General features: G+C 70.1%; 12 protein-coding genes. 2 read left to right on the top strand and 10 right to left on the bottom strand.

The window, feature by feature from the left end:
• Positions 1–31 precede the first annotated feature (31 nt).
• On the bottom strand, positions 32–937 hold the full coding sequence (locus DMC64_RS19760) for a 2-hydroxyacid dehydrogenase (RefSeq protein WP_037342561.1): 906 nt from the start codon (positions 935–937) through the stop codon (positions 32–34).
• A 62-nt stretch (positions 938–999) separates the two neighbouring features.
• On the opposite strand from DMC64_RS19760, the gene DMC64_RS19755 reads away from it, so the two are divergent.
• Positions 1,000–2,223, top strand: a complete 1,224-nt coding sequence (locus DMC64_RS19755; protein WP_125734681.1) for a sorbosone dehydrogenase family protein — start codon at positions 1,000–1,002, stop codon at positions 2,221–2,223.
• Positions 2,224–2,229: 6 nt separating this feature from the next.
• Here DMC64_RS19755 and DMC64_RS19750 read toward each other — a convergent pair whose 3' ends face one another.
• From DMC64_RS19750 to gatC, 5 genes are all read right to left on the bottom strand, one after another.
• The gene (locus tag DMC64_RS19750; protein ID WP_125734680.1) at positions 2,230–3,627 is read right to left on the bottom strand and encodes a DUF6351 family protein; all 1,398 of its coding nucleotides are present in this window, start codon (positions 3,625–3,627) and stop codon (positions 2,230–2,232) included.
• A 96-nt stretch (positions 3,628–3,723) separates the two neighbouring features.
• Entirely contained in the window at positions 3,724–4,233 is a 510-nt protein-coding gene (locus DMC64_RS19745; RefSeq protein ID WP_125734679.1) for a hypothetical protein, read from the bottom strand.
• On the bottom strand, positions 4,226–5,731 hold the full coding sequence (gatB, locus tag DMC64_RS19740; protein ID WP_125734678.1) for an Asp-tRNA(Asn)/Glu-tRNA(Gln) amidotransferase subunit GatB: 1,506 nt from the start codon (positions 5,729–5,731) through the stop codon (positions 4,226–4,228). The genes DMC64_RS19745 and gatB overlap by 8 nt, the downstream gene beginning before the upstream one ends.
• On the bottom strand, positions 5,728–7,245 hold the full coding sequence (gene gatA, locus DMC64_RS19735; RefSeq protein ID WP_037341916.1) for an Asp-tRNA(Asn)/Glu-tRNA(Gln) amidotransferase subunit GatA: 1,518 nt from the start codon (positions 7,243–7,245) through the stop codon (positions 5,728–5,730). The genes gatB and gatA overlap by 4 nt, the downstream gene beginning before the upstream one ends.
• The gene (gene gatC, locus DMC64_RS19730) at positions 7,242–7,541 is read right to left on the bottom strand and encodes an Asp-tRNA(Asn)/Glu-tRNA(Gln) amidotransferase subunit GatC (protein WP_005162012.1); all 300 of its coding nucleotides are present in this window, start codon (positions 7,539–7,541) and stop codon (positions 7,242–7,244) included. Before gatC ends, gatA begins: the two co-directional genes overlap by 4 nt.
• A gap of 244 nt (positions 7,542–7,785) precedes the next feature.
• Between gatC and DMC64_RS19725 the strand changes: the two genes are divergently transcribed.
• Positions 7,786–8,439 (top strand): amino acid-binding protein, encoded by a 654-nt coding sequence (locus DMC64_RS19725; RefSeq protein ID WP_037341914.1) that lies wholly within the window; start codon positions 7,786–7,788, stop codon positions 8,437–8,439.
• Between the two features lie 71 nt (positions 8,440–8,510).
• Here DMC64_RS19725 and DMC64_RS19720 read toward each other — a convergent pair whose 3' ends face one another.
• From DMC64_RS19720 to DMC64_RS19705, 4 genes are read right to left on the bottom strand one after another with little or no spacing between them, the layout of a single operon-like run.
• Entirely contained in the window at positions 8,511–9,008 is a 498-nt protein-coding gene (locus DMC64_RS19720) for a GNAT family N-acetyltransferase (RefSeq protein ID WP_038509346.1), read from the bottom strand.
• Positions 9,001–11,136, bottom strand: coding sequence for an NAD-dependent DNA ligase LigA (ligA, locus tag DMC64_RS19715; protein WP_037341913.1), 2,136 nt, complete (start codon positions 11,134–11,136; stop codon positions 9,001–9,003). The genes DMC64_RS19720 and ligA overlap by 8 nt, the downstream gene beginning before the upstream one ends.
• Positions 11,137–11,146: 10 nt before the next feature.
• Positions 11,147–11,851 carry a hypothetical protein gene (locus DMC64_RS19710; protein ID WP_125734677.1) on the bottom strand — a complete coding sequence of 235 codons (705 nt, stop codon included), beginning with the start codon at positions 11,849–11,851 and terminating at the stop codon, positions 11,147–11,149.
• A gap of 22 nt (positions 11,852–11,873) precedes the next feature.
• Complete coding sequence (locus DMC64_RS19705; RefSeq protein WP_125734676.1) at positions 11,874–12,911, bottom strand: methionine synthase; 1,038 nt, start codon at positions 12,909–12,911, stop codon at positions 11,874–11,876.
• Positions 12,912–12,972 lie beyond the last annotated feature (61 nt).

The following is a 12,972-nucleotide window of genomic DNA, read 5'->3' as shown; positions in this document are numbered from 1 at the left end:
GCGCAGCCGACATGAAGATTCGCCACGCCGATCAGTATTCGCCGTGGACCAGGTTCTTCGGCAACTCCCCGCCCAGATAGTGGCTCAGTTCGCGGACCACCACCGCGTAGGCGCGCTGCCGCCGCCCGCTCACGGCGCCCGCGACGTGCGGCGTCAGCAGCAGTCCCGGCACGTCCCACAGCGGATGCCCCTCGGGCAAGGGCTCCGGGTCGGTGACGTCGAGGGCGGCGCGCAGCCGTCCCGACGCGAGTTCCGCGACGAGCGCGCCGGTGTCCACGACCGGCCCCCTCGACACGTTGACGAGGATCGCGTCGTCCGGCATCGCGGCCAGGAACTCCGCGTCGACCATGCCCCGCGTATGCGGCGTGAGCGGCACCATCAGGACCGTGATGTCGTGGTCGGGCAGCAATCCGGGGAGTTCGTCGTTGCCGTGCACGCCCTCGCGGGCCGTCGCGCCCACCATCGTGCAGCGCACGTCGAACGTCTCCAGCCGTCGGCGCAGATGCCTGCCGAGGTCGCCCGCGCCGACGATGAGTGCCCGTTTGCCCTGCAGGGTGTCGGTGATCCGGCGTTCCCAGTGCTTCCGCCGGTGGCCGTCGGCGAAACCGCCGAGATCCCGGTAGATGGTCAAGAGGACCGCGACGACCCACTCGGCCGAGCTTCCGCCGTGTGCGCCACGGCAGGTCGAGAGCAGCACACCGTCCGGCACCTTGCCGACCCAGTCCTCGGCACCCGCCGCCAGCAGCTGCACGAGTTTGACGTTCGGCAGTTCGCGCCAGAGTTCCTCGCTGGGCCCCTCGCCGGTCACGAGGACCTCGGCCTCGGCGGCTTCGGCGGGCACCGGCTCGCCGCGGCGGTACACCACCGGACGCACGCCCTCGATCTCCGAAAGCGCGGCCACTCCCTCTTCGTCGGGCACGAGAACGGTCACAGTCATGATCACCACGGTATCGAGGAGCTCTTACCTGTGGCTCACGTACGCCCACCTAGGCTGGGCCCGTGCGTACCCGGTACCGGCGGAAATGGACCGCGCCGCTGGCCATGCTGGCCTGCGGCGCCCTGATGCTCTCCGGTTGCGCCGAATTCGACAACACCGCCGCCGGGCAGAAGTTCACCCCGGTCAACCCGCCGTCCCCCGAGGTCCCGCCGCAGGTCGGGCCGGGCGGTGAAGCGGGCGACGCCGGTCCCGGCCGGGGAAACGGGCCGAACCAGGCGCCGACGCCGGTCCCGCCGCCGCAGGGCTGCAAGGACTTCGACAAGGCCGTCATCGCGACCTGCCTGGACACCGTCGCCGCCGTGGCCGCGATCCCCGGCGACGGCACCGCTCCGAGCGCGCTCGCCGGAGAACGCAAGAGCGGCCGGATCCTGCTCGCCGCCGCGGAGAAGGACCCGGCCGACTGGGCGACCGTCCCCGTGGACGGTTCCGGCGACGGCGGCCTCACCTCGCTCGCCCTCTCCCCGGGGTTCGCCGAAGACCAGCTCGTCTTCGCCTACATCACCACCCCGACCGACAACCGGGTCGTCCGCCTGGCGAAGGGCCAGGCGCCGAAACCGGTGCTGACCGGGATCCCCAAGGGGGCCACCGGCAACCGCGGCGCGATCGGCACCGACGCGAAGGGCGCGCTCCTGGTCGCCACCGGCGACGCGGGCAACCCCGGGCTCGCGGCCGATCCGGCGTCGCTGGCCGGGAAGGTGCTGCGCATCGACACCTCCGGCAAACCGGCGCCGGGCAACCCCACGGCGGGTTCGGCGGTCTTCTCCACCGGCGTGCACTCCCCCGGCGGGATCTGCCGCGACCAGGCCGGTTCCCGCGTATGGCTCACCGACCGGCTGGCCGACAAGGACGTCCTGTACCGGCTTCGCGGTGGCCAGCCGCTGACCACCCCGGCCTGGAGCTGGACCGACAAACCCGGCGTCGCGGGGTGCGCGGATTTCGTCGGCTCCACCGGGTATCTCTCGATCACCACGTCCATCGCGGGCAACCTGCAGAACCTGCCGGTCACCCCGGACGGGGCGGTGACCGGCAAGCCCAACGTCGTCATGGACGGCAAGGTCGGCAAACCGCCGAAGACCTTCGGCAGGCTGTCCGCGATGAGCATGGTCAACCCGCAGATCGCGCTCGCCGGGACGGTCAACAAGGACGGCGGTTCCCCGGTTTCGAGCGACGACCGCGTCGTCATCATCACGCCGTCGGCCAGTTCCGGCGGGGGCGGCAAGGACTGAGCGGTCCTAGCGGGACGGCCGCGGGTGGGGCGCCGGTGCGAACCGGGTGAACGACGGCGGCATCGCCTTTTCCTTGCCCTGCGGGTCGAACAGCTCCGGCACGAGCCGGTAGCCCGAGCCCAGCGCGTTCGCCGCGGCGGTGAGCCGGTGCGGTTCGGTGGAGGGCCAGCGGCCGGTGTCCGCCCTGGACAGCAGGGTGCGCAGCAGGACGATCTCCTCGGCCGCGTTGAACGAGCAGTGACCGCCCCGGTTCACGTAGGTCTGCCGCAGCAGAGCGGGATCGCCGTCGCGCCGGACCTGGTCGCCGTACCACCGGGCCTGGCCCGCCACGGCGCCGCCGTCACCGGTGGTGTGCGTGGTCAGTACGGGTGAAGGCGTGGTGCCGCGCGCCACGGTGAAGCGCTGCATGTAGGCCTGAGCCTTCGGATCCGCCGAAATCCGCGGAGCCGCGGCGAGCCGGTCGAGGTCGGCTTCCAGCTCCACGCCGCTCGTCCGGTAGGCCTGCCGGACCAGGTCGAGACCGGCGGACCGGACGAGCTGACGCCGGTAGTCGATCCCGGTGTTCGACGACGGGTTCCCGCCCGCCCGGCGCTCGATTTCGGGACGCGCGCCCGGTCCGTAGCCGTACAGATAGGCGCCGGTGACCCACATCGCCTGCTGGGCGAGACGGTCGGCGGACGCCGTCGGCTCCGGCTCGTGCGCGAGCGCCCAGCCCGGGACGGTGCCCAGCGCACCGGCCAGCGCGATCCGCGCCCGGCCCGCGTCGGTCTTCTGCGCTTCGGCAACGACGGCTTCGAGTGCCGCCTGCGCGGCCTGCGGATCACGCGGCCGGACCAGGTCGATGTCCGCGTCCGGCGCCAGCAGCGTCTTGAGTGCGAAGAGCATGTCCAGCGCGCTGTTCCACGTGCCGTGCGCGTCGTACTCGCCGCACTGCGCCAGGACACCGTCGAACCGGCCCGGGTTGTTCTCGGCCAGCTTCAAGGAGATCACGGCGCCCATGGACATTCCGCTCGTGACGGTCCGCCGCGGTTTGCCCACGTTGGTCTCGAACCAGTCCAGCAGCGCGATCTGGTCGGTCAAGGCTTCTTCGATCGCGTGCCCGAAGGTGCCCTTGTAGTTCGACGCGGCCAGCGCGTAACCCTGGTCCAGCAGCCAAGACTCGGTCTCGGGTCTGGTGGCCAGCATGATCTGCTTCGGCGCCCACGGGTCCACGTAGAGCCCGTGGCTGTAGAGCACCAGCGTGCCGTTCCAGCGTTTCGGCACTTTGACCAGATAGTCGGCGCCGTCGATGGTGCCCTCGTGGATCCGGTGGCGCTCTCCGGCGGCCGCGGGCGCGGCGGTGAACAGCGCGCCGAGGAGAACTGCGACGAGCACGGTGACGAGTGTCCTGCGTGAAGTGGTCATGCGGGACAAAATAGGTGACCAAATGGTCACATGTCAATGCGTTCGCAAGCGCCCTCCCTTTCGCATTCAGAGGACTAAACGCGAGAGGGAGGGGACTCAGGGACGGCGGGTGCGGGTCTCGGCACGCAGGCGCCGGACGTCGAAGAACGCCACGACGACGGAGACCACGGCGGCCACCAGGCCGAGATAGCGACCGAGGCCGGTCCCGATCTCGATTCCGGCGGCGGAAAGGATCCCGCGCTGGTCGGCGTCGAACTGCCAGTCGAGGGTGGTCCAGCCGAGCACCATCAGCAGCAGCGCGCCGATGGCCGCCATCAGCCACAGATGCGGCAGGCCCGCCCGGCGGACGCCGTCGACACGGCCGAACAGCACGACCGCGAGACCGGGAAGGAACAGGAGGAACACCGGCGCCCAAGCGAGGAAACCCGAACGCCACGCGTCGCGCGTGACGTCGGTGGCGGGCAACGTGCTCAGCACGTCTTCGATTTCCGGGCGCGAGGCGGTCAGCGTCGTCCACGGAAGGAACAAGGCCACCAGCGCGAGCAGCCCGGCCGCGAGGCCGAGCCACTCACGCCAGGTGACCTTCTTCAGAGCGAAATCAGGCACCGACTCGCTCGACGATCAGTTCGCGCACCCGCTTGGCGTCGGCCTGGCCCTTGGTGGCCTTCATGACCGCGCCGACGATCGCCCCGGCCGCGGCCACCTTGCCGCCGCGGATCTTCTCGGCGACGTCGGGCTGCGCGGCCAGCGCCTCGTCGACCGCCGCGATGAGCGCGGAGTCGTCGGAGACGACCTTCAGGCCGCGCTTCTCGACGACCTCGGACGGCGAACCCTCGCCGGCGAGCACGCCCTGCACGACCTCCTTGGCCAGCTTGTTGGTCAGCTCACCGGCGTTGACCAGCGCGATGACCTCGGCCAGCTGCGCCGGGGTGATCGCCAGCTCGGCCAGCTCGATCTCGCGGGAGTTGGCCTCCTGCGCCAGCGTGTTGACCCACCAGCTGCGAGCCTCGTCCGGCGTCGCCCCCGCCTCGACGGTCGCGGCGACCAGGTCGACCGCGCCGACGTTGAGCAGGTCGCGCAGCGCCTCGTCGGTCAGGTTCCACTCCCGCTGGATGCGCTTGCGGCGCTCCGACGGCATCTCCGGCAGCGTCTTGCGCAACTCCTCGACCCATTCGCGCGACGGCGCGATCGGGACCAGGTCGGGCTCCGGGAAGTACCGGTAGTCCTCGGCGGTCTCCTTGGTGCGGCCCGACGACGTGGTGCCGTCGGCCTCCTGGAAGTGCCGCGTCTCCTGCTTGATGGAACCGCCCTCGGCGAGGATCGCCGCCTGGCGGGTCATCTCGTAGCGCACGGCGCGCTCGACGCTGCGCAGCGAGTTGACGTTCTTGGTCTCGGTGCGCGTGCCGAATTCGGTCGCGTCCTTGGCCATCAGCGAAACGTTCGCGTCGCAGCGCAGGGAACCCTGGTCCATGCGGACGTCGGAAACGTCCAGCGCGCGCAGCAGATCCCGCAGGGCGCTCACGTACGCGCGGGCGACCTCGGGGGCGCGGTCGCCGGTGTGCTCGATCGGCTTGGTGACGATCTCGATCAGCGGCACGCCGGCGCGGTTGTAGTCGAGCAGCGAGTGCTCGGCGCCGTGGATCCGCCCGGTGGCACCACCGACGTGCAGCGACTTGCCGGTGTCCTCTTCCATGTGGGCACGCTCGATCTCGACCCGCACGACCTCGCCGTCGTCCAGCGTCACGTCGAGGTAGCCGTTGAAGGCGATCGGCTCGTCGTACTGCGACGTCTGGAAGTTCTTCGGCATGTCCGGGTAGAAGTAGTTCTTCCGGGCGAAGCGGCACCATTCGGCGATCTCGCAGTTGAGCGCGAGGCCGATGCGGATCGCGCCCTCGACCGCCTTGCCGTTCACGACCGGCAGCGAACCGGGCAGGCCGAGACAGGTCGGGCACACCTTGGTGTTCGGCTCGCCGCCGAACTCGTTGGCGCAGCCGCAGAACATCTTGGTGTTCGTGTTCAGCTCGACGTGCACCTCGAGGCCCAGCACCGGATCGAACCGCTCGATGACGTCGGCGTAGTCCATCAACTCAACCACGGCGGTCACTTCTTTCCTCCCAGCTCCGGAACCTCGTGCACCAGCGAGCCACCGTTGGCGGCGTCGCGCGCGACCTCGTAGGCGGCGCCGACGCGGTACAGCCGGTCGTCGGCCATCGCCGGGGCCATGATCTGCAGGCCGACCGGCAGGCCGTCCTCATGCGACAGTCCACTCGGGACACTCATCGCGGCGTTGCCGGCGAGGTTCGACGGGATGGTGCAGAGGTCCGCCAGGTACATCGCCATCGGGTCGTCGACGCGCTCGCCGATCTTGAACGCCGTGGTCGGCGTGGTCGGCGAGACCAGCACGTCCACCTTTTCGTACGCGGCTTCGAAATCGCGCGTGATGAGCGTGCGGACCTTCTGCGCCGAGCCGTAGTACGCGTCGTAGTAACCCGAGGAAAGCGCGTACGTGCCGAGCATGATGCGGCGCTTGACCTCCGGACCGAAGCCCTTCTCGCGGGTCAGCGACATGACCTCTTCGGCGCTGTGCGCGCCGTCGTCGGACACGCGCAGGCCGTAGCGCATGGCGTCGAACCGGGCGAGGTTCGACGAGCACTCGCTCGGCGCGATCAGGTAGTACGCGGGGAGCGCGTAGGTGAAGTTCGGGCACGAGACCTCGACGACCTCGGCGCCGAGCGCGCGCAGCTGCTCGACGGCGGCCTCGAACGACCGCAACACGCCCGGCTGGTAGCCGTCACCGGCGAATTCCTTCACCACGCCAACGCGGACGCCCTTGAGGTCACCGGTCAGGCCCTGGCGGGCCGCGGCGACCACCGGCGGGACCGGCGCGTCGATCGAGGTCGAGTCCATCGGGTCGTACCCGGCGATGACCTCGTGCAGCAAGGCGGCGTCGAGCACCGTCCGCGCGCAGGGACCGGCCTGGTCGAGCGAGGAGGAGAAGGCGACGAGACCGTAGCGGGAGACACCGCCGTACGTCGGCTTCACGCCGACGGTGCCGGTGACCGCGCCGGGCTGGCGGATCGAGCCGCCGGTGTCGGTGCCGATCGCGATCGCGGCCTCGAACGCCGCGATGGACGCCGAGGAGCCACCGCCGGAACCGCCCGGGATGCGGGCGTGGTCCCACGGGTTGTGGGTCGGGCCGAACGCGGAGTTCTCCGTGGAGGAGCCCATCGCGAACTCGTCCATGTTGGTCTTGCCGAGCACCACGACACCGGCCTCGCGCAGCTTGCGCGTCACGGTGGCGTCGTACGGCGGGAGCCAGTTCTCCAGGGTCTTCGAACCGACCGTGGTCGGGATGCCCTTGGTGGTCAGCACGTCCTTGAGCGCCAGCGGGACACCGGCGAGGGCCGACTTCGGCGCCTTGCCCTCGGCGACGTCGGCGTCCACCGCGCGGGCGGCTTCGAGCGCGCCCTCGGTGTCGACGTGCAGGAACGCGTGGATGTGGTCGTCGACCTCGGCGATCCGGTCCAGATGGGCCTGGGTGACCTCGACGGCCGAGACCTCACGGGACTGGATCTTCTCCGCCAGCTCGGCGGCGGTGAGCTTGATGAGTTCGGTCACTGTTCTTCTCCCAGAATCCGCGGCACCCGGAAACGACCCTCTTCGCTGGCCGGCGCACCGGCCAGCGCCTGCTGCTGGGTCAGCCCCGGTCGGACCGTGTCCTCACGGAACACGTTGGTCAGCGGCACGGCGTGCGACGTGGGCGGGACATCCTCGCCTGCGACCTCGCTCACCTTGGCCACCGAGTCCAGGATCTGGTCGAGCTGGCCTGCGAAGACGTCCAGCTCCTCTTCGGTGACGGCAAGCCTGGCCAGCTTGGCGAGGTGTGCGACCTCGTCGCGGGAAATGTTGGGCACGCGGGTGACTCCCGGGGTGTGCTGTGCGGGTTCTGTCGGAAGCTGCAAGTCTATGGTGGCGGCGTCGGCGAACTCGACTGGGTTATGCCGCGGCCTGCGCTCCCATGTCGGGTAAGGAGTGCCTGGTTCGTTATCCCGCGCCCCGGACGTCGGGTCCCATTACCTCGTCCGGTCTGTCACAATCGGCGCCCGGCGTAGCGCGTTCCACGGCGAGGCTGGGACGCCTGAGGCGAGAGGGGCGCGTGTGTCGTTCCTGATCCGGGTCCAATTACCGGACACCCCGGGGACCCTCGGCGCGGTCGCCACCGCGCTCGGCACCGTCGGCGCCGACATCCTGAGCGTGGACGTCGTCGAACGGGGCGGCGGTGTCGCCATCGACGACCTCGTCGTCGAAATCCCCTCCGGCAGGCTGCCGGACGCGCTGATCACCGCCGCCGAAAGCGTCGACGGGGTCGAGGTCGACGCCGTCCGGCCGTACGCCGGGGTGCTGGACACCCATCGTGAGCTCGAACTGGTCGAGGAGATCGCCGCGAAGCCCGCTTCGGGGCTGGAGATCCTCGCCGAAGGTGTGCCGAGGATCATCCGGGCGGGCTGGGCCGTCGTCGTCGAGCACGCCGAGGCCGGCGCGATCCGGCTGGCGTCGTCCAACGCCGCGCCCGAAACGCCGATCACCGATCTGCCGTGGCTGCCGCTGGAACGCGCCACCATCCTCGACGCCGAAGAGGCGTGGGTGCCGGAGACGTGGAAGGAACTGGGGACCGAGCTCGCGGCGACGCCGCTGGGGAAGCCGGGCAAGGCGCTGCTGGTCGCGCGGCCGGGCGGGCCGAACTTCCGGGCCGCCGAGGTGGCGCGGTTGGCGCATTTCGCCGGGATCGTCGCCGTCGTTCTGGACAGCTGACCTCATGCATTTCGTCCTCTGAATGCGGTAGTTGCACGCGCAAGTACCGCATTCAGAGGACGAAATGCGGGCTAGGTGAGCTCCAGGCGGTACGCGATCAGGGTCACCCCGGGATGCGGCTCCCAGTCCCGCTCGGGCAGCCGCACGAAGCCGAGCCGCTCGTAGAGCCGGTGGGCCCGCGTCATCGTCTCCAGGCTGCACAGCACCACCCTCGCGGCGCCGAGTTCCCGCGCCCGCGCGATGACCGCCCTGGTCAGCGCCTCGCCGATACCGCGCCCGGTCGCCGAGGGCAGCACCCCGAGCATGCGGAACTCCAGTTCGCCCTCGCGGGACAGCTCGGCGAACGGCGTCCCCGGGTGCGCGATGGTGACCGTGCCGACGAGCGTGCCGTCCCCGTCCACCGCGACCAGCAGTTCGGCCAGCTCCGCCCGCCGGGCGGCGTCGAGCAACTCGGTCGCGTAGCCCACGCCGTCGACGAGGTTCCGCTCCGCCGAGTACGCGGCCAGCGTGAGCTCGCCGACGGCCGTCAGCTCCTCCGGCCGCGCGGGCCGGATCTCCAGGTCACTCACCGCTCTCCTCCTCGCCGGTCGGCAGCGCGAGCTCGGCCGCGGCCTCGGGCCCGTCTTCCAGCAGCACACGGAAGCCGTTCTCGTCGAGCACCGGCACCTTCAGCTGGACGGCCTTGTCGTACTTCGAGCCCGGCGCGTCGCCCACGACGACGAACGCCGTCTTCTTCGACACCGAACCGGCCGCCTTCCCGCCGCGGGCCATGATGAACTCCTTGGCCTCGTCGCGGGAGTAGTCGTTCAGCGAGCCGGTGACGACGATGGACAGGCCTTCGAGGTTGCGCGGGACGGACTCGTCGCGCTCCTCCTCCATCCGCACGCCCGCCGCACGCCATTTCTCGACGATCTCGCGGTGCCAATCGACCTCGAACCATTCCTTCGCGGCTCGCACGATGGTCGGGCCGACACCGTCGACGGCGGCGAGCTCCTCTTCGGAGGCGTTCTCGATCCGTTCCAGTGAACCGAATTCCCGCGCGAGCGCCTGTGCGGCCGTCGGGCCGACGTGCCGGATCGACAGCCCGACGATGACCCTCCACAGTGGACGATCCTTGACGGTTTCCAGGTTCTCCAGCAGTTTGCGCCCGTTGGCCGAGAGCTCCCCCGCCTTGGTGCGGAACAGCTCGACCTGGAGCAGCTTCTCCTCGTCCAGGTCGAAGATGTCGCCCTCGTCGTGCACGACGCCGGCGTCCAGCAGCGCCACCGCGGCCTCGTACCCGACCACCTCGATGTCGAAGACGTTCCGGCTCGCCAGGTGGAACAGCCGCTCCCTCCGCTGCGCCGGGCAGAACTGCGCGTTGGGGCAACGGATGTCGATGTCGCCCTCCTTCTGGTACGCCAGTTCGGTGTCGCAGTTGGGGCAGCGCAGCGGCATGACGAACTCGCGCTCTTCACCGGTACGCGCGTCGGCGACCGGCCCGAGCACCTCGGGGATGACGTCGCCCGCCTTGCGGATGACGACCTTGTCCCCGATCAGCACGCCCTTGCGCTTGACCTCCTCCTGGTTGTGCAGGGTCGCCATCGCGACCGTGGACCCGGCCACCTTCACCGGCTCCATCACCGCGAACGGGGTGACCCGCCCGGTGCGGCCGACGTTGACCTGGATGTCCAGGAGCGTGGTGATCGCCTCTTCCGGCGGGTACTTGTAGGCGATCGCCCAGCGCGGCGCGCGCGACGTCGTGCCGAGACGGCGCTGCAGCGCTACCTCGTCGACCTTGATGACGACGCCGTCGATCTCGTGCTCGGCGTCGTGCCTGTGCTCGCCCCAGTACTGGATGTGCTCCAGCAACTCCTTGCCGGAGGTCAGCACCTTGCTGTGCGGCGAGACCGGCAGGCCCCACGCGGCGAGCGCGTCGTACGCCTCGGACTGGCGTTTCGGCTCGAAACCCTCGCGTTTGCCGAGGCCGTGGCAGATCAGCCGCAGGTTGCGCGACTTCGTGATCTTGGGATCCTTCTGCCGCAACGATCCGGCGGCCGTGTTGCGTGGGTTCGCGTACGGATCCTTGCCCGCCTCGACCATTTTCGCGTTCAGCGCCAGGAAATCCTCGACGCGGAAGAACACCTCGCCGCGGACCTCGACCAGCGCGGGCACCGGGAACTCGTCCGTCGCGGTCAGCCGCTCCGGCACCTGCTCCAGCGTGCGGACGTTGAGCGTGACGTCCTCGCCGGTGCGGCCGTCGCCCCTGGTCAGCGCGCGGGTCAGGCGGCCGTTCTCGTACAGCAGGTTGATCGCGAGCCCGTCGATCTTCAGTTCGGCGAGGTACTTCGTCGCGCCGATCTCCTTCTGGACCCGCTCGACCCAGGCCTCGAACTCCTCGGTGTCGAAGACGTTGTCGAGGCTGAGCATGCGCTCGAGGTGGTCGTGCGCGACGAACTCGGTGGAGAACGTGCCGCCGACGTTCTGCGTCGGCGACTCCGGCGTCACCAGCCCCGGATACTCGTCCTCGATGGCCTGGAGTTCGTTGAGCAGCTCGTCGAACTGACCGTCGGACACGATCGGTGAATCCAGCACGTAGTACCGGAACTGGTGGCCGCGGATCTCCTCCGCCAGCTCGGCATGCCGTTCGCGGACGTCGGCAGGCACGTCGGTGACGTCCTGCGCCGGCTCGATGTTTTCGGGAAGTTCGCTGCTCACGGGGGTAACCCTAGTCGGGGGTACCGACATTTCCGGGCTCCGGTGAACCGAGTCCGCCGACCACTTCGCGTAGTTCGAGCAAGGTCAGCTGCCCGTCCTGGGCCTCGGTCACCAGCTCGACCTTGCCGAGGCGTTCGGCCGCGACACGCTCACCCAGCGTGGCGTCCAGCGGCAGGAACGTCATGGTCGTCCGGGTCTCCGGCGCCAGCACTTCGATCAGCGGATGGAACACGGTCACGTCCACCCGTCCGGCTGCTTCGTCGACTTTCGCGGTCACCCGGACGTCGGCGAGCGCGATGCGGGTCTCGCCGAGGTTGACGGTGACGTCACTCGGATCGGGGACCGGTGGCACCGAATCGTGGTACTCCCAGATCGCGTCCTCCGGCGGCGCCGCGGCCTTCCACGCGTCGGTGTACGGGCGCAGTTCCGGATCCTCCTGGCCGGTCAGCACCAGTGCGTAGATCGCCCGGTGCCCACGATCGAGGGAGAAGTGCAGCCGGGGATGCAGTGCTTCGACGATGGTGCAGAGGTCGTGTTCCACCCGATGCGGTTCACGGTCGCCGAGGGCGGCGCTGACCTCCGGCAGGAGCGCGAACCACGCCTCCCAGAACGCGGCCGCCGCGGCGGCCGCGTCCTCGGGGATCGGCTGCTCCGGCCAGGCGGTGCGGGGGTCGGGAACGTCCTCGGATTTGCGGGAACGGCGGAACAAACGCATGACGGGCACGCTACCGCGCCGCTCACCAGCCTTCAGGCGGTTCGGTGAAAGCCTTGCCGGACTCACGGCTGAGCGTGAGCGCGCGGCGCATCCACTCGGGAGTGGCACCCGCGAGCCCGCACGCCGACGTCGGCACGACCTGTTCCGCGAGGATTTCGCGGCGGAAGCCGAGCCTGTCGACGAGCTTGAGGACGGGCGAGACCACGTCACGCAGTTCCACCGGCACGCCGGGGTCGGTGGTGGGGACGAGGCCGAGCATCAGCGTCGTGCCGGAGTCCAGCGTCTCGCCGATTTCGTCGAGCAGCGCGGGCGAAGCGCCCTTCAGCAAGGCGAAGTCGAACGCGATCGCCTTCGCCCCCGCCGCGCGCAGCAACGAGATCGGCGGTTTTTCGGCGCAGCAGTGCACCGCGACCGGCTGACCGGTGATGCGCTCCGCCCCCGATATCACCGTCGAAAGCAGCTCGCGGGCTTCCGGCGCGGGCACGGCGGGAACGGTGCCGTAGCCGGACGCCGTCGGGAGATCACCGGCGAGGACCGCGGGCAGCGACGGCTCGTCGAACTGGATCACGACGGGCGCGCCGATGCGTGATTTCAGCTCCTCGACGTGCCCGGCCAATCCGTCGAGCAGCGAAGCGGCGAAGTCACGCAGCGCGCCCCTGTCGGTGAGGACCCGGTGCCCGCGCGGGAGTTCGACGTTCGCGGCCAGCGTCCACGGCCCGGCGACCTGGATCTTGAAGGCGGGCGGCGCGGCGCCCGCCTTCTCCCGCGCCTCCTGGACGGCGTCGAGGTCCCAGTTCATCAGATCGAGGGCCCGGCGGTGATCGTGCCCGGGACGGGCGGTGACGCGGTAACCGCTCGGCACGACCTCGACGGCGAGGTCGACCAGCAACGCCGCCGTCCGGCCGATCATGTCGGCACCGACTCCGCGAGCGGGAAGTTCGGGCATACAGGGGAATTCGGGCAGTTCACCGAACACGATCGAAGCGGCCTCGACCGGATCGGTACCGGGCAGGGAACCGATCGCGGTGGCCGCGCCAGGGGGCCAAGGTCGTTCGTTCACACCCGGATTCTCCCCTTGGTCCGAGTGTGCGGGGCGGCGGGGCGGGGGGAGGACACGGACA

Source organism: Amycolatopsis sp. WAC 04197 (genome assembly GCF_003947475.1).
Taxonomy (GTDB): domain Bacteria; phylum Actinomycetota; class Actinomycetes; order Mycobacteriales; family Pseudonocardiaceae; genus Amycolatopsis; species Amycolatopsis japonica.
This window is presented reverse-complemented; position numbering and strand designations above follow the sequence as displayed.

Excerpts from the sequence above, each read along its gene's own strand:
- DMC64_RS19750 (WP_125734680.1), bottom strand. The coding sequence starts at position 3,627 with ATGACCACTTCACGCAGGACACTCGTCACCGTGCTCGTCGCAGTTCTC.
- DMC64_RS19710 (WP_125734677.1), bottom strand. The coding sequence starts at position 11,851 with ATGCGTTTGTTCCGCCGTTCCCGCAAATCCGAGGACGTTCCCGACCCC.
- DMC64_RS19760 (WP_037342561.1), bottom strand. The coding sequence starts at position 937 with ATGACTGTGACCGTTCTCGTGCCCGACGAAGAGGGAGTGGCCGCGCTT.